A 22,089-nucleotide genomic window follows, 5' to 3' on the forward strand; every position below is an offset into this window, starting at 1 on the left:
GAACCGGGTATGACCTGCGCCGCTCAGGTATCCGAGGAGATCAACCGCCCTGTAGGTTCTTGCGCCATGGAGGAGCTGGACCGACAGATCGTGCAGCTGCTCGTCGAGGACGGGCGGATGAGTTACACCGACCTGGGCAAGGCCACGGGCCTGTCCACGTCCGCCGTGCACCAGCGGGTGCGCCGGCTCGAGCAGCGCGGCGTCATCCGCGGGTACGCCGCGGTCGTCGACCCGGAGGCCGTCGGGCTGCCGCTGACCGCGTTCATCTCGGTGAAACCGTTCGACCCCAGCGCCCCCGACGACATCGCCGAACGGCTCGCCGGCGTTCCGGAGATCGAGGCGTGCCACAGTGTCGCGGGCGACGAGAACTACATCCTCAAGGTCCGCGTGGCCACCCCGCACGAACTGGAGGAACTGCTGGCACGGCTGCGGACGCTGGCGGGGGTGTCGACGCGCACGACCGTCGTCCTGTCGACACCGTACGAGGCGCGGCCGCCGCGTATCTGAGGAGCACCGCCGACGGCTTCGAGGGGCGCGTGCGCGGACGTCGGGTGAGCGCGTGCGCGGACGTCGGGTGAGCGCGTGCGCCAGCTCTCGGCTGCCCCGTGCGCAGCTCTCGGACGCCTCGTGCGCAGCTCTCGGCTGCCCCGTGCGCCAGGCGGTGCGCCCCAGGCGCGAGACTGTTCCCCATGAGTGAGAGCACCGCTTCGCCGGACACCGTGCTGCTGCGTGGTGGAGAAGTCCACAGTCCCGCCGACCCGTTCGCCACCGCGATGGTCGTGGAACGCGGGCAGATCGCCTGGGTCGGCTCCGAGGGAGCGGCCGACGCCTTCGCGGAGGGCGTCGACGAGGTGATCGACCTCGACGGCGCTCTGGTCACTCCGGCGTTCACCGACGCACATGTGCACACCACCGCCACCGGGCTCGCGCTGACCGGGCTCGACCTGTCCGGCGCGCCCTCACTGGAGGCGGCGCTCACCCTCGTAGGCGAGTTCGCGGCCGATCGCCCCGGCGACCGGGTGCTCCTCGGTCATGGCTGGGACGCGTCCCGCTGGCCGGGGGGAAGGCCCCCGGCGCGCGCCGAGCTGGACGCGGCGACCGGTGGGCGCCCGCTGTACCTCTCGCGGATCGACGTGCACTCGGCGGTCGTCACGACGGCGCTGCTCGACCTCGTCCCCGGCGGCACCGCCTTCGCGGACGCACCGCTCACCGGGGCCGACCACCACGCCGTGCGCGCCACCGCGCTGGGCGCCGTCGGTCCGGCCCAGCGCGCCGAGGCCCAACGGGCGGCGCTCGCCCACGCCGTCTCGCTCGGCATCGGCTCCCTCCACGAGTGCGCGGGCCCGGAGATCTCCTCCGAGGACGACTTCACGGGGCTGCTGCGACTGGCCGCCGAGGTGCCGGGGCCCCGAGTGGTCGGTTACTGGGCGGAACGGGACGTCGAGAAGGCGCGCGCCCTCGGTGCCGTCGGCGCCGCGGGTGATCTCTTCGTCGACGGGGCGCTCGGCTCGCACACGGCGTGCCTGCACGAGCGGTACGCCGACGCCGGCCACACCGGCACCGCTTACCTGGACGCCGGGGACGTGGCCGCCCACGTCGTCGCGTGCACCGAGGCCGGCCTGCAGGCGGGCTTCCACGCCATCGGGGACGCCGCGGTGACCGCCGTCGTCGAGGGCGTACGGGCCGCCGCCGAGAAGGTCGGCCTCGCCCGCGTCCGCGCCGCCCGGCACCGTGTCGAGCACGCCGAGATGCTCACCCCCGACACCGTCGCGGCCTTCGCCGAACTCGGCCTCACCGCCTCGGTGCAGCCCGCCTTCGACGCGCTGTGGGGCGGGGAGGGCGGCATGTACGCGCAGCGCCTGGGCGACCGACGGGCGCGTACGCTCAACCCGTTCGCGGCCCTGCTGCGCGCCGGCGTCCCCCTCGCCTTCGGCTCCGACAGCCCGGTCACCCCGCTCGACCCGTGGGGCACGGTCCGCGCGGCGGCCTTCCACCGTACGCCGGAGCACCGGGTGTCCGTACGCGCCGCGTTCACGGCGCACACGCGGGGCGGCTGGCGGGCCGTCGGACGGGACGACGCGGGCGTACTGGTCCCGGGGGCGCCGGCCGACTACGCCGTCTGGCGCACCGGCGAACTCGTCGTGCAGGCCCCCGACGACCGGGTCGCCCGCTGGTCCACCGACCCCCGCTCCGGTACTCCCGGACTGCCCGACCTGAGCCCCGGCAGGGCCCTGCCCGTCTGCCTGCGCACGGTCGTGGGCGGACGGACGGTGTTCGTACGGCCGGGCGAGTGATCTCCCGGGGTGGCGCGGCCCCCGATCGGGGCCCGCCGCCCTGTCACGCCACCTGGGTGCCCTCCGCGCTGACCTGGGGCTTCAGTGAAACGCCGCAGGTCGAACGGCTGTTGACAGCCGACGGCGGGGGGCGGGTAGGTTCGGCCGGGTCCACCACCGGACGTCCGACCGGGGAACTTCCGCTCGGTCGTCGGGGCGCCGCTGGGTCAGGGGTGGTGTGCCGCACCGGCGCACCGTCACCGGGAACCAGGCCCAGCGCGGTCCGCTCCGGCGAGGAAGGTTCAGTGAAATGGGGGTCCCTCCCTGCTCCGCGGGTCCCTCCTGCTCGAGTGAAGACGAGAGCGGGAGAGACACCGAGAGCCTGGGGGACTGGTGTGACCCGGGTGGGGGCCCGGACGCTCAGTAGACAACGGCTTTCGGTCGACCCGCAGCCAGCGGGCCCCAGGTCGGCCCGAAGGGCGCCGGGCCCCGATCCGCAGCGGGCGCTCACCCGGACCGGCCCCGCATCCGGCTCACGTCCCCGGCGCGCAATCCGGAGCAGGACGGCGCATCCTGGACAGCACGCAGGAGACGCGAGGAACGGTCTCACCCTGCATCCTGTGCGATCGACACCCTCTACCCACGTGCCGACGCGTCGGCGCAGGCCGGGGACACTAAGGTGGACCCCTGCGTACGGACATGAAGGGGCAGGCAGTGAACGACGGCGACGGGACCCTCGCGGCAGGAGCCCAGGAGAGGCAGTTCGGTCCCCTCGGCACGGCCTTGGTGATCATCCCGACCTACAACGAGGCGGAGAACATCAAGGCGATCGTCGGCCGGGTGAGGAAGGCCGTCCCCGAGGCGCATGTTCTCGTGGCCGACGACAACAGCCCCGACGGCACGGGCAAGCTCGCGGACGAGCTGGCCGCCGAGGACGAGTGCGTTCAGGTGCTCCACCGCAAGGGCAAGGAGGGGCTCGGCGCCGCCTATCTCGCGGGGTTCCGCTGGGGCATCGAGCACGGCTACGGCGTACTGATCGAGATGGACGCCGACGGTTCCCACCAGCCCGAGGAACTGCCCCGGCTGCTCACCGCGCTCAAGGGCGCCGACCTGGTCCTCGGTTCCCGCTGGGTGCCCGGCGGGCGCGTGGTGAACTGGCCCAAGTCCCGCGAGTACATCTCCCGTGGCGGCAGCCTCTACTCGCGGCTCGCCCTCGACCTGCCCCTGCGTGACATCACCGGCGGCTACCGGGCCTTCCGCCGGGAGACGCTCGAAGGTCTCGGTCTCGACGAGGTCGCCTCCCAGGGCTACTGCTTCCAGGTCGACCTGGCCCGCCGGGCGATCAAGGCGGGGTACCACGTCGTGGAGGTGCCCATCACCTTCGTCGAGCGGGAGCTCGGTGACTCCAAGATGAGCCGCGACATTCTGGTGGAGGCCCTGTGGCGGGTCACGGCATGGGGTGTGGGGGAGCGCGTGGGCAAGGTGCTGGGGCGCGGGGGCCGACCGTCGTAGGTCCGGTCCCCGGACCTGGGTGCTTCAGGGCGCGGTCCGACCAGCCCCTTATCCCGCACTGAGCCCGGTACAGGCACACTGGAACCATGACGACTGGCGCTCAGAGTCCCCCGTACCCGGCCCGGCCGCGGCGGTCCCGGCTCCGTACGTTCCTGCCGCTGGGCATCGCCGCGTGGCTGGTGCTGGAGATCTGGCTGCTGACGATGGTCGCCGGGGCGGCCGGCGGTCTCACGGTCTTTCTTCTGCTGGTCGCCGGCTTCGTCCTCGGCTCCGTGGTGGTCAAGCGAGCCGGGCGGCGGGCGTTCCGCAAGCTGACCGAGACGGTGCAACAGCAGCAGCGTGGTGAGGTTCCCGCAGGCGGAGGCGGCAGTGAGGGCAACGGCTTTCTCATGCTGGGCGGGTTGCTGTTGATGCTGCCCGGGCTGGTGTCCGATGCCGTGGGTCTGCTGCTGCTGATCCCGCCGCTCCAGAAGGTCCTGGGGCGGTACGCCGAGCGGACCTTCGAGCGCAAGATCCGTGAAGCCGAGGCGGGGAGCCTTGGCGGCGCCTTCCAGCAGGCCCGCATGCACCGGCCGGACGGCAAGGTGGTCCAGGGCGAGGTGATCAGGAACGACGCCGGTGATACTCCGCAGGATCCGCGGCCGCCGCTGAACCGTTGAGCTCCTTCGCCCCCTGCGTCCCGTGGCGGCGGCGTGGGGACTGTGCCTCGCCCGTGATCCGTGGGCCCTCTCGGGGCTCCGCTCCAGACCCCGTTTCTGGGGTCGGCCCCTGGGGTCCGGGCGCGGAGCCCAGGGGGCAGAGGCACGATCGCGCGCACCCGTAGACGTACCCGCACACGGACGTACCCGCACACGGCGAAGACCGCGAGGCCCCGTACCACACGTACGGTGCCCGCGGTCTTCGGTTGCGCTGTGTATGCCGCCCAACCCCCGGAGGGACTACGCGGACTTGCGGCTGTCCCGCGGATGTACGGCGATGTTCATCGCACCGGAGCGCAGAACGGCCAGGCGCTCCTCGAGGACCTCTTCGAGTTCCTCACGGGTACGCCGCTCCATCAGCATGTCCCAGTGCGTACGCGCGGGCTTGGCCTTCTTTTCCTCAGGGCCCTCGCCATCCACGAGAAGTGCCTGGGCCCCGCAGACCTTGCACTCCCACTCCGGCGGGATCTCCGCCTCGACCGAGAAGGGCATCTCGAATCGGTGCCCCTTCTCGCATGCGTACTCCACGGCCTGGCGCGGGGCCAGGTCGATGCCGCGGTCCGTCTCGTAGCTGGTCACCACGAGGCGCGTGCCGCGAAGAGCTCGCTCACTCATGAATCGTGCCTCCCGGGCTTGTCGCCCACAGGACAGGTGTCGCTGTCGTCGTCATCCGGTCAACGTCCGGTCGGCGGTAAAGATTCCCGTCCCGTGTCCCGTTCCGGGTCATGCGTCGCCGTCGTAGCCGCAGCCTTGTCAACCAATGCAGTACCCACCGGCGCCCGGTTTGTCACATCTGGCAGCAGATGTCACCTAGCGTTTCGGCATCATTGACGCGCAGTAACGGTACGCCTGGCAGGCCAAACGCGTACACTACAGCCCTTTCGCTCCGGGTGCTAAATCCTCTCCGGTACCGGATTGCCCGCGGCAGTGATCGCCTGGCGCACCGGAACCCGTGCGAGCAGGGCGAATCCCAGGACGAAGAAGGCCACGAGCGAGATGATCGCGTCCCGATAACTTCCGGTCAGCTGGTAGGTGACACCGAACAGCAACGGGCCCAGCCAGCTCATGCCGCGATCGCTCATCTCGTACGCCGAGAAGTACTCGGCCTCCTTCCCGGGCGGGACGAGATGGGAGAAGAGCGAGCGGGAGAGGGCCTGACTGCCGCCGAGGACGAGGCCGATCCCGGCCGCGAGGACGAAGAACCAGGCCGGTGCCCCCGCCGGCAGGAAGTAGCCGGCGGCCAGCGTCAGCGTCCACGCCACCAGCGAGCCCATGATCGTGCGCTTGGCGCCGTACATCCGCGCCAGCCGCCCCATGCCGAGCGCACCCGCCACCGCGAGCACCTGAACCAGCAGCACCGCCCCGATGAGCGTCGACTGCCCGAGGCCCAACTCCTCGGAGCCGTACACCGAGGCCTGGGAGATCACCGTCTGGACGCCGTCGTTGTACACGAGGTACGCGAGGAGGAAAGCCAGAGTCAGCGGGTGGCGGCGCATGTCCCGTACGGTCGCCGCGAGTTGGCGCAGGCCGGGGACCGCGGCCCGGCCCTCCGGAGCCCGGCGGTCGCGCAGCCGCCGCAGCGGTACGAGCGTGAAGGCGCCCCACCACAGGCCGGCCGAGGCGAGGCAGATGCGGACCGCTGTGCTCTCCGACACACCGAAGCTGTCATGGGCGGTGAACAGCACCAGGTTCAGTACCAGGACCAGCGAGCCCGCCGCGTACCCGAAGGCCCAGCCGCGGGAGGAGACCGCGTCGCGCTCCTCGGGGGGCGCGATCTGCGGCAGGTAGGAGTTGTACAGCATCATCGCGACCGACTGCGCGGCGTTGGCGACGACGAGCAGGAGGCCGCCGAGAAGGTAGCGGTCGCCGCCGAGGAAGAACATGCCCGCCGTCGCGGCCGCCCCCACGTAGGCCGCCGCCGCGAGCAGCGGTTTCTTGCGGCCCGTCCGGTCGGCGGCCGCGCCCACCAGGGGCATCACCACCACGGCGAGGATCACCGACAAGGACACCGAGTACGCGAAGAAGGAGCCCGCGCGGACCGGTATGCCCAGCGGGTGGACGTAACCGTCCGCGTCCGCCGCCGTCTCGGCGACCGAGGTGAGGTAGGGGCCCAGGAACACGGTCAGCACACTCGTCGAATAGACGGAGCACGCCCAGTCGTAGAAGTACCAGCCGCGCTGTTCGCGCCGGCGGCCGGCGGCCTCGTCGGCCGAGTCCGTCCGCACGGTGTCGGTGCCCACCCGTGCTCCTCGCTTCCCCGTGAACGGGCCGCGCGAGGGCCGAAGCGGTGTCAGACCCAGGTCCCCCGGTCCTCCAGAACCTTGCGCAGCGTGTCGATGTGATCGGTCATGATGCCATCCACACCGAGGTCGAGGAGCCGGTGCATGCGTTGCGGTTCGTTCACGGTCCACACATGGACGTGCAGCCCGCGCGCGTGGGCGGCCTGTACGAAGCGGTGGTCGACCACGGGGACGCCCGACTGCGACTCGGGCACCTGAGCGGCGACCGCCGAGGCACGCAGGGCGGCCGGCATGCCCCACGAGCGCAGCCGGAGCGCCAGGACGCCCCGGGTGCCGTACGAGGTGGCCAGGCGCGGACCGGCCAGGCGCTGGGCGCGGGCGACGCGCGCCTCCGAGAAGGACCCGACGCAGACGCGGTCCCAGGAACCCGTGCGGGAGATCAGGTTCAGCAGCGGGTGGAGCGTCGGTTCCGCCTTCATGTCGACGTTCCAGCGCACCTCGGGGAACGTCTCGAGCAGTTCCTCGAAGAGGGGTACCGGTTCGACGCCCGCCACGCGCGCGTGGCTCACGTCCTTCCACGGGAGGTCCGCGATACGGCCGGCGCCGTCGGTCACCCGGTCCAGGGTCGCGTCGTGGAAGGCGACGAGCCGGCCGTCGGCCGTGGCGTGGACGTCGGTCTCGAGGTACCGGTAGCCCGCCTCGACCGCGCGCCGGAACTGGGCCACGGTGTTCTCCAGCCCGTCCGCAGCCCCGCCCCGGTGGGCGAAGGCGAGGGGACCGGGGTGGTCGAGGTACGGGTGGCGGATCGAGGTGGTCACCTGGGAAGTATCGCTCGCTCGGGTGGACCGGCGGCAACGACCGTGCTGACGGTTGTCGTGGGGACGGCGAACACACGCAGGAACAGCTGGGTCAGCGGGCCGATGGACAGCGCGTACAGGACTGTGCCGACGCCCACCGTGCCCCCGAGGGCGAAACCGGTCGCCACGACCGCCACCTCGATCGCCGTGCGGATCCGGCCGATCGAGCCTCCGGTGCGCTGGTGCAGGCCCGTCATCAGGCCGTCGCGCGGGCCGGGCCCGAAGCGGGCCGCGATGTAGAGACCGGTCGCCACGCCGTTCAGGAGGACGCCGGCGACGAGCACGGGAACCCGTACGGCGAGGGTGCGCACGTCGGGCACCACCCCGAGGGCGGCGTCCATCGCGAGGCCGATCACGAGGACGTTGGAGACCGTGCCGAGTCCCGGCCGCTGGCGCAGCGGGATCCACAGCAGCAGGACGACGGCCCCCACGACGATCACCGTCACGCCGATCGTCAGCCCGGTGAGTTCGGAGAGCCCCTCGTCCAGCACGATCCAGGGCGCCAGGCCGAGGCCCGCCTCCACGAGGAGCGCCATGCTCGCGCCGTACAGCGCGAGACCGGCGTACAGCTGGACCAACCGTCGCCCGAGGCGGCGCTGCGCGGATGGGGCACTGGACGGGTCGCTGGACAAGACGTTCCCCCTTGAGGTGGTGGCGGTGGCCTGACACATGACACCCTGTGGCTCGGCAGGACATGCCATCCATGGCCAATTCGGGGAAGGTGGACTGGAAATCATGGCCCAGTGGACTTCGGCGGTGGGCGCGGCCCAGCTCGCGCGGCTGCTCACCTCCCAGCAGGAGCGCCCCGCGGGCCCGGGCACCCGCCGTCCGCCCGCCTATCGCGCGCTCGCCGACGGCATCCGGCTGCTGGTGCTGGAGGGCCGTGTGCCGGTCGCGGCCCGGCTGCCCGCGGAGCGTGAGCTCGCGCTGTCCCTCTCCGTCAGCCGTACGACGGTCGCGGCGGCCTACGAGGCCCTGCGCACCGAGGGTTTCCTGGAGTCCCGCCGGGGAGCGGGCAGCTGGACCGCCGTGCCGGCCGGGAACCCCGTCCCCGCGCGCGGTCTTGAACCGCTGCCGCCCGAGGCGCTCGGCTCGATGATCGACCTGGGCTGTGCGGCCCTGCCCGCTCCCGAACCCTGGCTCACCCAGGCCGTGCAGGGCGCCCTGCAGGAACTGCCGCCCTACGCCCACACGCACGGCGACTACCCGGCCGGGCTGCCCGCGCTGCGCGCGATGATCGCCGAGCGCTACACCGCGCGCGGGATCCCCACCATGCCCGAGCAGATCATGGTCACCACCGGAGCGATGGGTGCCATGGACGCGATCTGTCACCTCTTCGCCGGGCGGGGCGAGCGCATCGCCGTGGAGTCGCCCTCCTACGCCAACATCCTCCAGTTGATGCGCGAGGCCGGCGCCCGGCTGGTGCCCGTCGCCATGGCCGAGGGGCTCCGCGGATGGGACCTGGACCGCTGGCGGCAGGTGCTGAGGGACGCGGCGCCCCGGCTCGCCTACGTGGTCGCCGACTTCCACAACCCCACGGGCGCGCTCGCCGACGAGGACCAGCGGCGACGGCTCGTGGACGCGGCCCGGGCCGCGGGAACCGTGCTCGTCGTCGACGAGACGATGAGCGAGCTGCGCCTCGACCCGGAGCTCGACGACGCGGCGATGCCCCGGCGGGTCTGCGGCTTCGATCCGGCCGGTTCGACCGTGATCACGGTCGGCTCGGCGAGCAAGGCGTTCTGGGCGGGCATGCGCATCGGCTGGGTGCGTGCCGCGCCCGACGTGATCCGCAGCCTCGTCGCCGCCCGCGCCTACGCCGATCTCGGCACGCCCGTGCTGGAGCAGCTGGCTGTGAACTGGCTGATGAGCACGGGAGGCTGGGAGCAGGCCGTGGACATCCGGCGCGGTCAGGCACGCGAGATGCGGGACGCGCTCGTCACCGCCGTGCGCCGGGAACTGCCCGACTGGGAGTTCGAGGTGCCGCGGGGAGGGCTCACCCTGTGGGTGCGCACCGGCGGTCTGTCGGGCTCGCGGCTCGCCGAGGCCGGGGAGCGGGTCGGCGTGCGTGTGCCGTCGGGGCCGCGGTTCGGGGTCGACGGGGCCTTCGAGGGGTATGTGCGCCTTCCGTTCACCGTGGTCGGTGCGGTGGCGGACGAGGCTGCCGTGCGTCTCGCGGCGGCGGCGCGACTGGTGGAGACGGGGGCGGGCGGGGGCACGGAGGCGCCGCGTACGTTCGTGGCCTGACCCTGGCGCGGTCAGCCCTCGGCCACCGCGGCCTTGGCCGGGACGACGCCCTTGTCGCCCTCGTTGTCGACTGCCTTGTCGATTGCCTTGTCGGCGGCCTTGTCCAGCCGTACCGTCGCGGACTCCACCGGCGCGGCCCCGGCCCCGGACGGCACCCCGTCGGTCTGCCCCGGCACCCCGTCGGTCTGCGTGGGCACCTCGTCCGCCAAGTCGGTCCGGGCCGGCAGCAGGTCCAGCACCGCCTGACGGTGGCTCTCGGCCGTTGCGTCGTCGTACGGATCCGGGGTGGCCGGCACCTGGAGCCGGTGGACCGGGCCCGCGCCCAGACGTGCGTACCCGCGGCCGGGCGGGATGTCCGTGGTGGGCGTGGTGCGTGGGCGCGCGCCGAGGACGTCCTGCAGTTGCTCCGGTGAGGCGGGGCCGAGCAGCACACGCGCGCGCGTGTGCTGCCGTACCGCTTCCGAGAGGGTGTCCAGACCGTCGAACTGTTCGGCGACGACGACCGTCACGTTCGCCGGGCGGCCGTGGCGCAGTGGCACCTGCAGCAGGGACTGCGGATCCGGGCCTCCGTCGGCCGCGGCCACGTGGCCCAGGGCGCTCGGGCGGTCCAGCAGGATCCACAGGGGGCGCTTGGTGTCCTCGGGCGGGGGGTGGCCCGCCTGGCGTGCGCGGTTCGCCGCGATCAGCCGGCGCTCCGTCTCGTGAGCCGCCCATTCCAGGCCGGCCAGCGCCCCGGCGAGGCCGCACTCGACGGCCAGCACACCGTCCCTGCCGGTCAGGCACGCCCACTCGTCGGTGCCGCTGCCCTCGACGATCAGGACGTCGCCGTACTGCAGGGCCTGGAGGGCGAGGGAGCGCAGGAGTGTCGTCGTCCCGCTGCCGGGACCGCCCACCGCCAGCAGATGCGGCTCGGTGGAGCGGGTGCCCGTGCGCCAGACGACCGGAGGGACGTCGCGCCGTTCGTCGCCGTGTTCCACGGGCAGGGTGCGCTGGACGTGCGTCGCGTCGGTGAAGCCGAGAACCACTTCGCCCGGTGCCGTGACGAAGCGCTGGGCGGTGATGTCGGTGGGAAGTGGCGCCAGCACCGTGACCGTGAGCTGGTTGCCCTCTTCGAACCAGTCGAACAGGTACTCGCGGCCGCGGCCCGACTTGGAGTGCACCACCCGCTCGATCCGCGCACGGGACTCGGCCTCGCCGTCCGTGAAGTACGCCGGGTAGTGGATCTCCAGCCGCTGGACGCGCCCGGAGTCGTCGAAGCCGTACTCCGGGATGGCCTTCTGCCAGTCGCCGCCGTGGCTGTACAGGGGGTCGGGGTCGTCGGCGGCCGTGAAGTACGGCACGAGGGCCTCGTACAACGCCTGGAGGCGCTGCTTCTGTGCCTCGTCCGGGCCCGTGGGTGCCGCCGCGCCCGCACGGCCGTGCCAGGCTGCCGCCGCCATCAGCGCGATGGCGGCGAGCAGCGGTCCGTACGGCAGCAAGGCGACCACCACCACCAGCGACGCCCCCACGAGGAACAACGAGGCCCGTTGGTCCTTCGGGGTGCCGGCCCACCTGCGTCGCCCGGCGGCCGCCAGGCGACGCATTCCACGGGTGATCGTGATCAGTGGGTGGAGGACGTCGGTGGCACCGTCGGCCGCCGTCCGGGCCAGCTCCCGGCTTCGGGCGAGGTGCGCACTGCCGTTGCTCAGGATGCGGGGCAGGGGGCGGCGGGCCACGTCGGTCTCCTCTTGGTGCGTACGGGGCGGCGGGAGGGGGATCAGAACTTGATGCCTCCTAGGAGGCTCGCGAGGCTCTCGCCGCCCGCCTCGATGCTCGGCGCGATGCCCGTGCTGGCGAGGTAGAAGCCGAACAGCGTGGCCACGATGGCGTGCGAGGCCTTGAGGTTGTCCTTCCGGAAGTAGAGGAAGACGATGACGCCGAGCAGGACGACGCCTGAGATGGACAGAATCATGTGTGCTCTCCTGGTCGAGGGGGACAGTCACCATGAGTTCTTCCAGGGTCACAAAATGTATCTATACGATAAAAGGGGTAAATGGGTTGTCCGGGGGATTTTTCGCCCGAACGGCGGAGTCGGCGCCGGGCTGACCGGGCCATCAGGTCCCGCCTGACGGGGGCTGCTGTGAACTTTGCCTCGGGCGGCTCCGGTCATGTGCGCGCGAAGGCCAGTACTCTGGCGATTCACCCGTACGGCGGCACCTGTTCGCCGCCGTACGCGCCCTGAAGCTGTCCCTGGAGCCCTCCCGGGCTCGTACGCGCTCGCTGTGAGAGGCGGTCCGACCCATGAGTGAAGCCCCCGACCCCGAGGTCGTGGAGCTCGCGACGAAGATCTTCGACCTGGCGCGCCGGGGCGAGACCGAGGCGCTCGTGGCGTACGTAGACGCGGGCGTTCCGGCCAACCTCACCAATGACCGCGGCGACTCGCTCGTGATGCTCGCCGCCTACCACGGTCACGCCGAGGCGGTGCGCGCCCTCCTGGAGCGCGGCGCCGAGGCCGACCACGTCAACGACCGAGGCCAGACACCGCTCGCGGGGGCGGTTTTCAAGGGCGAGGAAGCGGTCATCCAGGTCCTCCTGGAAGGCGGCGCCGACACGCTCGCGGGCACGCCCTCGGCCGTCGACACCGCCCGGATGTTCGGCAGGACACACCTGCTCGAACTCTTCGGCGCACACTGATCCGACTGTTCTGACCAGGTAGAACACGGAAGACGGGGGAGGCGGTACGGGGCCGCCGGAAATTTCGGTCGCGGCAGGCAGAACGGTCGAGTCATCATGACCTCGTGATTCACGGACACGATGGCTGGGCAGGTGTTGCCGCACCGCGTGGGCCGTGATGCGGTCCGCATGGGCCACCGACGAGAGGCAGAGGAAGATGGTCTTCAGCAAGCAAGAGACGGCGGGCGCTCCGACGTGTTGTCACGCGGCCAGGTAACGCGGATTCCCGGTTGCGTCGACGCTTGATGTGAGGCTGTTTCCCATGTTCGAACCGGTCATAGCGCCCAGCGGTACGCTGCTCGGCCTGCTCCAGCGGGGCCGCGGCGACGGTACGTTGCACGCGCTCACCGCCCCGCGGGCCGAAGCGCTCGCGGCGCTGAACCACTGTGTGCTGAGCGACCCCCGCCACGACTGGCAGGTGGAGAACCGCTCCCTGTACTACGCCCGTCTCTACCTCGATCTGAACGGCGAGCTGGACGAGATCGAGCGGCACCTCTTCGACGCCGAGGACGTGCTCGACACCTGCGAGTCACGCACCGGACTCGCCCTCGCGGTCCTCGGCCACCTCGCCTCCTACGGCAGGCGGGACGCGCTCGCCCTGTTGCGCAGGTACGCCGCCTCGGGCACCAACTGGACCTGGGCCCTCGACGAACTCGCCCTCAGGGACGACGACGCCGGTCTGCGTGCCCTTGCCGCACCCGTGCTGGCGCGCTTCGCCACCGATCCCGAGGGCGAGGCCGAACTCGCCGCCGCCGTCCGCGACGCCTTCGAACCACGGCCCTGGCGGCTGTGGGCCGAGGACTCCCGCGCATCGATCGCCACCCGCGTGCGCGCCGCCCAGGAAACCGGCTGCTTCGACCGATGGCAGCGCCAGATGCGGCCATCGGGCCCCCGTCCGGGATGGAGCGTGCAGGCGGTCTTCGAGTGGGCCCAGCAGGGCATCGAGCGCGGCGCCGTGCTCCATGTACCGGCCGCCCGTTGTCTCGCGGCCGTGGCAGGCCCCGAGGACCGCCCCGAGATCATCGAGGCGGCCCGCTCCGGCAGTGACGGCGCCCGCTGCACCGCACTGCGCTACCTCGCCGACAGCAACGATCCCGACGTCCTCGACCTGATCGAGGACGCGGTGGCCGACGGGTCCGCGGCCGTCGTGGACGCCGCCGTCGACGCCTTCGAGCGGATGCGCAGTCTCGCCGCCGTCGACCGCGCGCGGCGCTGGGTGCACCGGCCCGACGCGCTCGGCGCCGCCGCCGGACGCGCCCTCGCCTGCCGGGGCGGCACCCAGGACAGCGACCTGGTCCTCGGGGCCCTCCGCGAGGCCGTGCGCGGCGAAGGACCCGACGCTCCCACGTTGTGGACCCTCGTGGACGGCACCGGGCGGCTCGGCATCGTGTGCGCGGCGCCCGTGCTGCGCCACATCTACCGCGAGACCGCCTCCTCCCACCTCCGGGGCCGAGCCGCCCGCGCCCTCGCCGCGACCGATCCCTCCTTCCCGTCCGGCTTCGCCGTCGAGTGCCTGTGGGACTGCGAGGAGTCCACCCGCGAGATCGCCGCCCGGCACGCGGAGACCGGAGACGTACGCGTCGTCGAGCAGCTCCGCCGGCTCGCCGCCGACCCCGCCGAGGAGGCCGAGGTCCAGACAGCCGTACGCAGCCGGATCGGACCGGACACCCCCGCCGCGTGAAACCCAGCCATGTGAGGACAGGCTGGGTGCACCCTCGCCCCACCGACGACGAGCACGACCGCGTGAACGTTTGAACAACTGTATGAACGGCGGGTGACCTGGGGGAAAGGCGCGTGGAGCCGGAGGGGAGCGGTGCGTAACGCTCACGCGTCGTTCCCCGCCCGGAAAGATCCACGTTGACGCGGCCACGTCCAGCCCGAGGACAACACGGGTATGCGTGTCGTCATCGTGACCGAGTCCTTTCCCCCCGATGTGAACGGCGTGGCCCACTGCGCCCTGCAGACCGCTCGGCACCTCGCCGCGCGCGGTCACGCCCCGCTCGTCGTGGCCCCGGCCACCGCCGCGGGCACCGAGGCCGACGCCCTGGCGCCGTGCCCCGTCGTCCGCGTCCCCTCCCTACCGCTCCCGGGCTACCCCCAGGTCCGCGTCGCCCTCCCCAGCCGACGCGTCGCCGCGGCGATCACCGAGCACCGCGCCGACCTGGTCCACCTGGCCGGCCCCTTCGTCCTCGGCGTCCGCGGCATGGCCGCCGCCGCCCGGCTCGGCATCCCCGCCGTGGCCGTCTACCAGACCGACCTCGCGGGATACGCCCGCACCTACGTGCACGCGGGTGAGAATGCCGCCTGGCGGCGCATCCGCTCGGTGCACGCCGCCGCCGACCTCACCCTCGCCCCGTCCAGCGTGGCCCTGAACGACCTGGAGGCGCACGGAGTGCCCCGGGTCAAGCTGTGGGCGCGCGGCGTGGACACCCTCCGCTTCCGCCCCGACCACCGTGACGAGGTCCTGCGCCGCGAACTGGCGCCGAACGGCGAGGTGATCGTCGGTTACGTCGGCCGGCTCGCCCCGGAGAAGCAGGTGGAGCTGCTGGCCGGGGTGTGCGGCCTCGACGGCGTCCGGGTCGTCGTCGTGGGCGACGGACCCAGCGAGCCCGGCCTGCGCGATGCCCTGCCCGGCGCGGCCTTCCTGGGCCGTCGCACCGGCCACGACCTCGCCCGGATCTTCGCCTCGCTGGACGTCTTCGCGCACACCGGGCCCTTCGAGACCTTCTGCCAGACCGTCCAGGAGGCCATGGCGAGCGGCGTGCCCGTCGTCGCTCCGGCCGCCGGCGGCCCGCTGGACCTCGTGGCGCACGGGCGGACCGGCCTGCTGGTCCCGCCGCGTGACGCCGCCGCCGTACGGAACGCCGTGGAGGTCCTGGCAGCCGATCCCGTGCTGCGCGCCGGGTACGGCGCGGCGGGACGGGCGATGGTCGAGGACCGCACCTGGGAGGCCATCGGTGACGAACTGATCGGGCACTACGCCGACGTGCTGTCCGCACGGACGGTGGTGGCGGCATGAGTGAGTCGCTGCGCATCGTCCGGCTGGCGAATTTCGTCGCCCCGGCCTCGGGCGGCCTGCGCACCGCCCTGCGCGAACTGGGCAAGGGCTTCCAACGGGCCGGGCATGAACCCGTCCTCGTCGTGCCCGGCGAACGCCACACCGACCGCGAGACCGAGCAGGGGCGCGTCATCACCCTGCCCGGTCCGCTGCTGCCCGGCACCGGCGGCTACCGCGTCCTCGCGGACAAGCGGCGCGTGGCCGCGCTCCTGGAGTCGCTCGCACCGGACCGCCTGGAGGTCTCCGACCGCACCACCCTGCGGTGGACGGGCAAGTGGGCCCGCAGGGCCAGGGTCCCCGCCGTGATGGTCTCCCACGAGACCGCCGAGGGGGTGCTGCGGACCTGGGGCCTGTCCGAGGGGATGGCCCGTCGCGCCTCCGACGCCCTCAACGTCCGTACCGCCCACACCTACGCGAAGGTCGTGTGCACCACCGAGTTCGCCGAGCGCGAGTTCGTGCGGATCGGGGCGCGCAACGTCGTACGGGCCCCGCTGGGCGTCGACCTGGTGGGACGGCACCCCACGCTGCGGGACCCGGGGTTGCGGGCCCGGCACGCGGGCGCCGGGGACGTGCTGCTGGTGATGTGCTCCCGGCTGTCCGTCGAGAAGCGGCCCGGTACGGGGCTCGAAGCGCTGGAGGCGCTGCTGCGGCGCGGGCGGCGGGCCGTCCTGGTCGTCGCCGGGGACGGGCCGCTGCGCAGCCGCCTCGAACAGCGGGCGCGGGGGCTCCCTGTGACCTTCCTCGGGCACGTGGCCGACCGGGAGACGCTGGGCGCCCTGCAGGCCTCCGCCGACGTGTGCCTGGCTCCCGGGCCCGCGGAGACGTTCGGGCTGGCGGCGCTGGAGGCGATGGCCTGCGGCACGCCCGTGGTGGCCAGCGCCTCGTCCGCGCTCCCCGAGGTCGTCGGGCCGGCCGGGGCGACGGCCGCCGACAGCGGGGAGTCGTTCGCCGACGCCGTGGAGACGCTCCTGACGCGCCCGGAGCACGAGCGCCGGGAGGTGGCACGCGCGCGTGCCGAGTGTTTCGGGTGGACGACCGCGGTCGAGGCGTTCCTCGCGGCCCACGACGCCGCCGTGCGGTGGCCCCTTCGGGAGGGTGCCGACCCGGTCCGGGAGGGCGCGGGATGAGACCCCTGCGGTTCGTGGCCCTCGGCGACTCGCTGACCGAGGGCATCGGGGACCCCGTCGGGGCGAGCCGGCGCGGCTGGGCCGCGCTCCTCGCCGAGGGGCTCGGCCCGGACGTGGACTTCACCAACCTCGCGGTCAGTGGCTCGCAGACACGCGACGTCCTGGAGCGGCAGACCCCCGCCGCGCTGGCCCTGCGGCCGGACGTGGTCTCCGTCGTCATCGGCGTCAACGACACCCTGCGCTGCACCTTCGACATCCACGCCGTCGCCGCCCGCCTCGACGAGGTGTACGCGGCCTTCCGCGCCCAGGGCGCCGCCCTGCTCACCGCCTGTCTGCCCGACCCCGGGGCGATGCTCGGCCTGCCCGGCGCCCTGGCCCGCCCGCTCGCCCGGCGGCAGCGCGCGGTCAACGCCGTGGTCCACGCCCTGTCCGAGCGGTACGAGGCCGTTCATCTGCACGCGTCCGAGGGCGAGTGGCTGACGGACCGCGCCCTGTGGAGCGTGGACCGGCTCCACCCGGGGGAGCGCGGGCACCGGCAGCTCGCCCTCCGCTTCCACGCGACGCTCGCCGGGGCGGGCATCGCGAAAGGGGCCGCCCCGTCTCCCCATCCCGAGTTCCCCGAGCCCACCCGGTCGGCCGGCCTGTGGTGGCTGGCCACGAAGGGCACCGGCTGGGTCGCCCGGCGGTGCACCGACCTCCTGCCGCAGCTCCTCACCCTCGCCGCGGCCGAGATCCGCCACAAGGCCCGCGGCACCAGCGCCCGGCTGGACATCGGTGCCTCCCACGCGGTGGCCTCGGCGCTGGCCGCGCTGACGGTGGGGGAACGGCAGGGGGCGGCGTGACCGGGTACCTCAGCTCCGTCGGCGTGCCTCAGCCCCGCCGGCGTACGGCGACGAAGCGCACCGGTGTGCCCGGCGCCGCCTGGGCCGCCGTGGGCAGGTCCGCCGGGTGGACGACCGCGATCACCGGGTAGCCGCCGGTGGTCGGATGGTCGGCGAGGAACACGACCGGACGGCCGTCCGGCGGGACCTGCACGGCGCCCAGGACCATGCCCTCACTGGGGAGTTCGCCCGGGACCGCCCGCTCCAGCGCGGGCCCCTCCGTGCGCAGGCCGATGCGGTTGCTCGCGGTGGACACCGTGTACGCGCGCGTGGTGAACGCCCGGACGGCCGCCGCCGTGAACCAGTCGTCGCGCGGGCCCAGCGTCACGCGCAGGACGAGTTCGGTGGGCGGCGCCCGGTGCGGAACGACGTCCACACGCGCGTGCGCCGACGTCGGTGGCCCCAGAGGCAGCACCGTGCCGTCGGTCAGCGGAGCGGGGCCCAGCCCCGACAGCAGGTCCGTCGAGCGGCTGCCGAGCACCGGCTCCACGGCCACGCCACCGGAGACGGCGAGGTAGCTGCGTACTCCTGAGCGGGCGGGCCCGAGGTCGAGCAGTGCCCCTCCGGGGACCCGCAGTGCGGTGCCCCAGGCCGCCGGGCGCCCGTCCACGGTGATCGCGCACGGGGCGCCGCCGACGGCCACGGTGACCGTCGAACGCGGCCGTACGGCACACCCGTTGAGGGTGGTCTCCAGAACGGCCGCCTCCGGGGCGTTGCCCACGAGACGGTTGACCAGTGCGGCGGCGGGCGCGTCCAGCGCTCCCGAGCGCGGCACCCCGAGGTGGGCGTGGCCGGGCCGCCCCTGGTCCTGCACGGTGGTGAGGGCCCCGGCACGCACGACGGCGAGGGCACGGTCCGTCACGGCGCCCCCACCGGGACGAAGCGGACCCGTGTACCCGGTGACAGCAGAGCCGCCGGCACGCGCGCGTGGTCCCACAGCACCGCGTCCGTCGTACCGATCAGCTGCCAGCCGCCGGGGGAGGAGCGCGGGTACACGCCCGTGTACGGCCCCGCCAGGGCGACCGATCCCGCCGGCACGGCGGTCCGGGGCGTCGCCCGGCGCGGCACCTGGCGGGGCAGGCCCGTGAGGTAGCCGAAGCCCGGGGCGAACCCGCAGAACGCGACCCGGAACTCGGCCGCGGAGTGGGTGCGGACGACCTCGGCCTCGTCCATGTCCCAGTGCGCCGCGACCTCCGCCAGATCGGGTCCGTCGTACCGCACGGGGATCTCCACCACGTCCTCCGCGCGCGGGGGCACGGGCGGCACCTCCCAGGAGGCGAGCCGCTCGGCGAGGCGGGACGGGGCGTCCAGACCGTCCAGGAGGACCGTGCGGGCCGCCGGGACGATCTCGGCCACCGTCAGGTCACCCGCGGCACGGCGGCGCAGCAACTCGGCGTGCAGGGCCTGTGCCTCCTGACCCGTCCCCACCTCGATCAGGAGCGCGCGGTCCCCGACCGGAAGCGCCCTCATACGAACGCCTCCACGCGCACGCCGGCGGACTCCAGCGCGCCCCGGACCCGGCGGGCGAGCTCCACCGCGCCCGGAGTGTCGCCGTGCAGACACAGCGAGCGGGCGCGGACCATGACGCGCTCCCCGGAGCGGGACGTGACCACCCCGTCGCGCGCCAGGCCCACCGACCGCTCGACCACCGCGTCAGCGTCGGTGATCACGGCACCCTCCTGACCACGCGGCACCAGCGTGCCCTCGTCGGTGTACGCGCGGTCCGCGAACGCCTCGGTGACCACCGGCTGCCCGGCCTGCTCGGCCAGCTTGAGGAAGCGCGAGCCGGGCAGCCCCAGCACGGGCAGGGCGACGTCCGCGAGCCGGACGCCCTCGACCACCGCACCTGCCTGCTCCTCGTCGTGCACGACGCGGTTGTAGAGCGCGCCGTGCGGCTTCACGTACGCCACGCGCACGCCCGCCGCCCGCGCGAAGACCTCCAACGCACCGATCTGGTACGCCACTTCGGCTGCCAGCTCGCCGGGCGGAACGTCCATCGAGCGCCGCCCGAACCCGGCCAGGTCGCGGTACGAGACCTGCGCGCCGATCCGTACGCCGCGCTCGGCCGCCAGTTCGCACACCCGCCGCATGGTGGCCGCGTCCCCGGCGTGGAAGCCGCACGCGACGTTGGCACTGGTGACGGTGGACAGGAGCCCTTCGTCGTCGGTGAGCCGCCAGCGGCCGAAGCCCTCGCCGAGGTCGGCGTTCAGGTCGATCGAGGTCATGGGGTTCCGTTCTGACTCCGTGTGTCCGGCCTTGAGTATCAGGCCACGCGGTACTGATCAGGCCACGCGGTACTGCTCGTCGCGGGCGTCGGTGAGGAACATCTGGCCCGGCGCGTGGGTGAGGGCGAAGGGCGGACGCGAGGCCATCACCGCCGCCTGGGGCGTCACCCCGCAGGCCCAGAACACCGGGATGTCGCCCGGCTCGGCGTCCACCGGATCACCGAAGTCCGGGCGGGCCAGGTCCGCGATGCCCAGGCCCGACGCCTCGCCGCAGTGCACCGGGCTGCCGTGCACGGCCGGGAGCAGGCTGCTCTCGCGGATCGCGGTCGCCAGGTGCTCCGGTGGCACGGGCCGCATCGACACCACCATGGGGCCACGCAGCCGTCCCGCCGGGCGGCACTCGCGGCTGGTCACGTACATGGAGACGTTGCGGCCCTGGTCGATGTGGCGCATGGGGACGCCTGCCTTCGTCAGCGCCCACTCGAAGGTGAAGCTGCAGCCGATCAGGAACGACACCAGGTCGTCGCGCCACACGTCCACCACGTCCGTGGGTTCGGCAACGAGCTCACCGTGCTCCCACACGCGGTAGCGCGGCAGATCGGTGCGCAGGTCCGCGCCATCCGCCAGCGGAGTCGTCCAGGAACCGGCATCCGTGACGTCGAGCACCGGGCACGGCTTGGGGTTGCGCTGGCAGAACAGCAGCATGTCGTAGGCCCAGTCGGCGGGCACCGAGATCAGGTTCGCCTGGGTGTGCCCGGCGGCGACCCCGGCGGTGGGGCCCGACACGCCCGAGCGGAACCGGGCGCGCGCCTCGCCGGGGGTCCACGCGTGCGCGTGCTCGTCGACGAGGGTCAGGGGGCGGTCCTGCTCGGCGAGGGCGGTGGGGTGGCCCTGTTCGATCGGGGCCGTGGGGCGGTCCTGGGCTGTGGCGGTGCGGTTCACACGAGCTCCTTTCCGCGCGTCTCCGGAAGCCCGAGCAGCGCCAGTGCCGCCAGGCCGTAGCCGATCGCGCCGAAGACCAGCGCGCCGCCCACGCCCCAGCTGTCCGCCAGGAAGCCCACCGTGGTGGGGAAGACGGCGCCCACGGCGCGGCCGGTGTTGTACGTGAAGCCCTGCCCGGTACCGCGCACGGCCGACGGGTACAGCTCGCTCAGGAACGAGCCGAAGCCACTGAAGATCGCCGACATGCAGAACCCGAGCGGGAAACCGAGCACCAGGAGCAAGGTGTTGGCGCCGCTGGGGATGTTCGCGTACGCCAGGATGCACAGCGCCGACAGGACGGCGAAGAGCCAGATGTTGCGCCGGCGGCCCAGCCGGTCGGTGAGGTAGCCGCCCGTGAGGTAGCCGATGAAGGCCCCGGAGATCAGGAACGTCAGGTAGCCGCCGGTGCCGACGACGGACAGTTCGCGCTCGCTCTTCAGGTACGTGGGGACCCAGGTGGCCAGCGTGTAGTAACCGCCCTGGACACCGGTGGACAGCAGCACGGCGAAGACCGTGGTGCGCAGCAGCCCCGGCTCCCCGCCCGTACCCGGTTTGAAGATCGCTTTGAACGAGCCCTTCTCGCTGCTCCTCTCCCGCGCGGCCTTCGCCTCGGGAGCGTCCTTGACCTGGCGCCGCACCCACACGACGAGCAGCGCGGGCAGCGCGCCGGTCCAGAACATCACGCGCCAGGCGACGTCGTCGTCGAGGAACTGGAACACCAGCGTGTAGACGATGACCGCCAGCCCCCAGCCGACCGCCCAGGAACTCTGGATCGCTCCGAGCGTCCGCCCACGGTGCTTGGCGCTCGCGTACTCGGCGACCAGGATCGCGCCGACCGCCCACTCACCGCCGAAGCCGAGCCCCTGGAGGGCCCGGAAGACCAGCAGGGTCTCGTAGTTGGGCGCGAAGCCGCAGGCCACCGTGAACACCGCGTACGTGGCCACGGTGATCATCAGCGCCTTCACCCGGCCGATCCGGTCCGCGAGCACCCCCGCGGCTGCCCCGCCGATCGCCGAGACGACCAGGGTGACCGTGGTGAACAGGCCCGTCTGGCCGCTGTCCAGGCCGAAGTAGGCCGCGAGCGCCACCATGCTCAGCGGCAGCGTGAAGTAGTCGTACGAGTCGAGGGCGTAGCCGCCGAACGCGCCCGCGAAGGCGCGGCGGCCGCGCGGACCGAGCGCTCGCAGCCAGGCGAACGCGCCGTCATCCGCAGTGATTTCACCCGATGTCGACTGGGTGTCGCCGGTCAGGGCCTGAGGGGGAGGAGTCGTGCTCATGGGC

At 73.0% G+C, this 22,089-nt stretch carries 21 protein-coding genes; 10 read left to right on the forward strand and 11 right to left on the reverse strand.

Translation table 11 applies throughout. The features are described 5' to 3' along the window. The first annotated feature begins 66 nt into the window (after positions 1 to 66). The 4 genes from ACZ49J_RS40835 to fxsA all read left to right on the forward strand — a co-directional run bounded on the left by ACZ49J_RS40835 (position 67) and on the right by fxsA (position 4,444). Positions 67 to 507, forward strand: coding sequence for an Lrp/AsnC family transcriptional regulator (locus tag ACZ49J_RS40835; protein WP_189859173.1), 441 nt, complete (start codon positions 67 to 69; stop codon positions 505 to 507). A gap of 182 nt (positions 508 to 689) precedes the next feature. After that, a complete protein-coding gene (locus tag ACZ49J_RS40840) occupies positions 690 to 2,294 on the forward strand; it encodes an amidohydrolase (protein ID WP_467456209.1) in 1,605 nt (534 codons plus the stop codon). A 693-nt stretch (positions 2,295 to 2,987) separates the two neighbouring features. Beyond that, the gene (locus ACZ49J_RS40845; protein WP_467456266.1) at positions 2,988 to 3,785 is read left to right on the forward strand and encodes a polyprenol monophosphomannose synthase; all 798 of its coding nucleotides are present in this window, start codon (positions 2,988 to 2,990) and stop codon (positions 3,783 to 3,785) included. An 86-nt stretch (positions 3,786 to 3,871) separates the two neighbouring features. After that, positions 3,872 to 4,444, forward strand: coding sequence for an FxsA family membrane protein (gene fxsA / locus ACZ49J_RS40850; RefSeq protein WP_467456208.1), 573 nt, complete (start codon positions 3,872 to 3,874; stop codon positions 4,442 to 4,444). A 279-nt stretch (positions 4,445 to 4,723) separates the two neighbouring features. Here the strand turns inward: fxsA and ACZ49J_RS40855 are convergent, their stop codons facing one another. The 4 genes from ACZ49J_RS40855 to yczE all read right to left on the reverse strand — a co-directional run bounded on the left by ACZ49J_RS40855 (position 4,724) and on the right by yczE (position 8,251). Beyond that, complete coding sequence (locus ACZ49J_RS40855) at positions 4,724 to 5,098, reverse strand: RNA polymerase-binding protein RbpA (protein WP_099500427.1); 375 nt, start codon at positions 5,096 to 5,098, stop codon at positions 4,724 to 4,726. A 278-nt stretch (positions 5,099 to 5,376) separates the two neighbouring features. Beyond that, positions 5,377 to 6,723, reverse strand: a complete 1,347-nt coding sequence (locus ACZ49J_RS40860) for an MFS transporter (RefSeq protein ID WP_467456207.1) — start codon at positions 6,721 to 6,723, stop codon at positions 5,377 to 5,379. Positions 6,724 to 6,773: 50 nt separating this feature from the next. Continuing rightward, the gene (locus ACZ49J_RS40865) at positions 6,774 to 7,541 is read right to left on the reverse strand and encodes a glycerophosphodiester phosphodiesterase (protein WP_467456206.1); all 768 of its coding nucleotides are present in this window, start codon (positions 7,539 to 7,541) and stop codon (positions 6,774 to 6,776) included. Then, positions 7,538 to 8,251, reverse strand: coding sequence for a membrane protein YczE (gene yczE, locus ACZ49J_RS40870; RefSeq protein WP_467456205.1), 714 nt, complete (start codon positions 8,249 to 8,251; stop codon positions 7,538 to 7,540). The genes ACZ49J_RS40865 and yczE overlap by 4 nt, the downstream gene beginning before the upstream one ends. A gap of 64 nt (positions 8,252 to 8,315) precedes the next feature. Here yczE and ACZ49J_RS40875 point away from each other — a divergent pair, with 64 nt between their 5' ends. Beyond that, on the forward strand, positions 8,316 to 9,824 hold the full coding sequence (locus tag ACZ49J_RS40875) for an SCO1417 family PLP biosynthesis transcription factor (protein WP_467456204.1): 1,509 nt from the start codon (positions 8,316 to 8,318) through the stop codon (positions 9,822 to 9,824). 11 nt (positions 9,825 to 9,835) lie between these two features. On the opposite strand, the gene ACZ49J_RS40880 is transcribed toward ACZ49J_RS40875, so the two are convergent. Further along, a complete protein-coding gene (locus ACZ49J_RS40880; protein ID WP_467456202.1) occupies positions 9,836 to 11,539 on the reverse strand; it encodes a hypothetical protein in 1,704 nt (567 codons plus the stop codon). Between the two features lie 41 nt (positions 11,540 to 11,580). Next, positions 11,581 to 11,775: a hypothetical protein gene (locus ACZ49J_RS40885; protein ID WP_467456201.1), complete on the reverse strand. Its 195-nt coding sequence runs from the start codon at positions 11,773 to 11,775 to the stop codon at positions 11,581 to 11,583. 329 nt (positions 11,776 to 12,104) lie between these two features. Here ACZ49J_RS40885 and ACZ49J_RS40890 point away from each other — a divergent pair, with 329 nt between their 5' ends. From ACZ49J_RS40890 to ACZ49J_RS40910, 5 genes are all read left to right on the forward strand, one after another. After that, positions 12,105 to 12,497 carry an ankyrin repeat domain-containing protein gene (locus ACZ49J_RS40890; RefSeq protein WP_467456200.1) on the forward strand — a complete coding sequence of 131 codons (393 nt, stop codon included), beginning with the start codon at positions 12,105 to 12,107 and terminating at the stop codon, positions 12,495 to 12,497. 301 nt (positions 12,498 to 12,798) lie between these two features. Further along, a complete protein-coding gene (locus ACZ49J_RS40895; protein ID WP_467456199.1) occupies positions 12,799 to 14,217 on the forward strand; it encodes a HEAT repeat domain-containing protein in 1,419 nt (472 codons plus the stop codon). Positions 14,218 to 14,430: 213 nt separating this feature from the next. Further along, a complete protein-coding gene (locus ACZ49J_RS40900) occupies positions 14,431 to 15,555 on the forward strand; it encodes a glycosyltransferase family 4 protein (RefSeq protein WP_467456198.1) in 1,125 nt (374 codons plus the stop codon). Then, positions 15,552 to 16,721, forward strand: a complete 1,170-nt coding sequence (locus ACZ49J_RS40905) for a glycosyltransferase (protein ID WP_467456196.1) — start codon at positions 15,552 to 15,554, stop codon at positions 16,719 to 16,721. Before ACZ49J_RS40900 ends, ACZ49J_RS40905 begins: the two co-directional genes overlap by 4 nt. After that, complete coding sequence (locus ACZ49J_RS40910) at positions 16,718 to 17,563, forward strand: SGNH/GDSL hydrolase family protein (protein ID WP_467456195.1); 846 nt, start codon at positions 16,718 to 16,720, stop codon at positions 17,561 to 17,563. The genes ACZ49J_RS40905 and ACZ49J_RS40910 overlap by 4 nt, the downstream gene beginning before the upstream one ends. A gap of 28 nt (positions 17,564 to 17,591) precedes the next feature. Here ACZ49J_RS40910 and ACZ49J_RS40915 read toward each other — a convergent pair whose 3' ends face one another. Genes ACZ49J_RS40915 through ACZ49J_RS40935 form a run of 5 tightly spaced genes read right to left on the reverse strand, consistent with a single transcriptional unit; the run spans position 17,592 to position 22,085 of the window. Further along, positions 17,592 to 18,464, reverse strand: coding sequence for a 5-oxoprolinase subunit C family protein (locus ACZ49J_RS40915; RefSeq protein ID WP_467456194.1), 873 nt, complete (start codon positions 18,462 to 18,464; stop codon positions 17,592 to 17,594). Further along, positions 18,461 to 19,072 (reverse strand): 5-oxoprolinase subunit PxpB, encoded by a 612-nt coding sequence (gene pxpB / locus ACZ49J_RS40920; protein WP_467456193.1) that lies wholly within the window; start codon positions 19,070 to 19,072, stop codon positions 18,461 to 18,463. Before pxpB ends, ACZ49J_RS40915 begins: the two co-directional genes overlap by 4 nt. Continuing rightward, entirely contained in the window at positions 19,069 to 19,827 is a 759-nt protein-coding gene (locus ACZ49J_RS40925) for a LamB/YcsF family protein (protein ID WP_467456192.1), read from the reverse strand. The genes pxpB and ACZ49J_RS40925 overlap by 4 nt, the downstream gene beginning before the upstream one ends. A gap of 57 nt (positions 19,828 to 19,884) precedes the next feature. Beyond that, complete coding sequence (locus ACZ49J_RS40930) at positions 19,885 to 20,727, reverse strand: putative hydro-lyase (RefSeq protein WP_467456264.1); 843 nt, start codon at positions 20,725 to 20,727, stop codon at positions 19,885 to 19,887. Positions 20,728 to 20,765: 38 nt separating this feature from the next. Further along, entirely contained in the window at positions 20,766 to 22,085 is a 1,320-nt protein-coding gene (locus ACZ49J_RS40935; protein ID WP_467456190.1) for an MFS transporter, read from the reverse strand. Positions 22,086 to 22,089 lie beyond the last annotated feature (4 nt).

It is taken from the genome of Streptomyces sp. NPDC030840 (assembly GCF_055572015.1).

What these genes read in the sequence shown, in the direction of transcription:
- ACZ49J_RS40835 (WP_189859173.1), top strand. Translation starts at nt 67, where the DNA reads ATGGAGGAGCTGGACCGACAGATCGTGCAGCTGCTCGTCGAGGACGGG.
- ACZ49J_RS40840 (WP_467456209.1), top strand. Translation starts at nt 690, where the DNA reads ATGAGTGAGAGCACCGCTTCGCCGGACACCGTGCTGCTGCGTGGTGGA.
- fxsA (WP_467456208.1), top strand. Translation starts at nt 3,872, where the DNA reads ATGACGACTGGCGCTCAGAGTCCCCCGTACCCGGCCCGGCCGCGGCGG.
- ACZ49J_RS40855 (WP_099500427.1), bottom strand. Translation starts at nt 5,098, where the DNA reads ATGAGTGAGCGAGCTCTTCGCGGCACGCGCCTCGTGGTGACCAGCTAC.
- yczE (WP_467456205.1), bottom strand. Translation starts at nt 8,251, where the DNA reads ATGTGTCAGGCCACCGCCACCACCTCAAGGGGGAACGTCTTGTCCAGC.
- ACZ49J_RS40875 (WP_467456204.1), top strand. Translation starts at nt 8,316, where the DNA reads ATGGCCCAGTGGACTTCGGCGGTGGGCGCGGCCCAGCTCGCGCGGCTG.
- ACZ49J_RS40885 (WP_467456201.1), bottom strand. Translation starts at nt 11,775, where the DNA reads ATGATTCTGTCCATCTCAGGCGTCGTCCTGCTCGGCGTCATCGTCTTC.
- ACZ49J_RS40890 (WP_467456200.1), top strand. Translation starts at nt 12,105, where the DNA reads ATGAGTGAAGCCCCCGACCCCGAGGTCGTGGAGCTCGCGACGAAGATC.
- ACZ49J_RS40895 (WP_467456199.1), top strand. Translation starts at nt 12,799, where the DNA reads ATGTTCGAACCGGTCATAGCGCCCAGCGGTACGCTGCTCGGCCTGCTC.
- ACZ49J_RS40900 (WP_467456198.1), top strand. Translation starts at nt 14,431, where the DNA reads ATGCGTGTCGTCATCGTGACCGAGTCCTTTCCCCCCGATGTGAACGGC.
- ACZ49J_RS40905 (WP_467456196.1), top strand. Translation starts at nt 15,552, where the DNA reads ATGAGTGAGTCGCTGCGCATCGTCCGGCTGGCGAATTTCGTCGCCCCG.
- ACZ49J_RS40910 (WP_467456195.1), top strand. Translation starts at nt 16,718, where the DNA reads ATGAGACCCCTGCGGTTCGTGGCCCTCGGCGACTCGCTGACCGAGGGC.
- pxpB (WP_467456193.1), bottom strand. Translation starts at nt 19,072, where the DNA reads ATGAGGGCGCTTCCGGTCGGGGACCGCGCGCTCCTGATCGAGGTGGGG.
- ACZ49J_RS40925 (WP_467456192.1), bottom strand. Translation starts at nt 19,827, where the DNA reads ATGACCTCGATCGACCTGAACGCCGACCTCGGCGAGGGCTTCGGCCGC.
- ACZ49J_RS40935 (WP_467456190.1), bottom strand. Translation starts at nt 22,085, where the DNA reads ATGAGCACGACTCCTCCCCCTCAGGCCCTGACCGGCGACACCCAGTCG.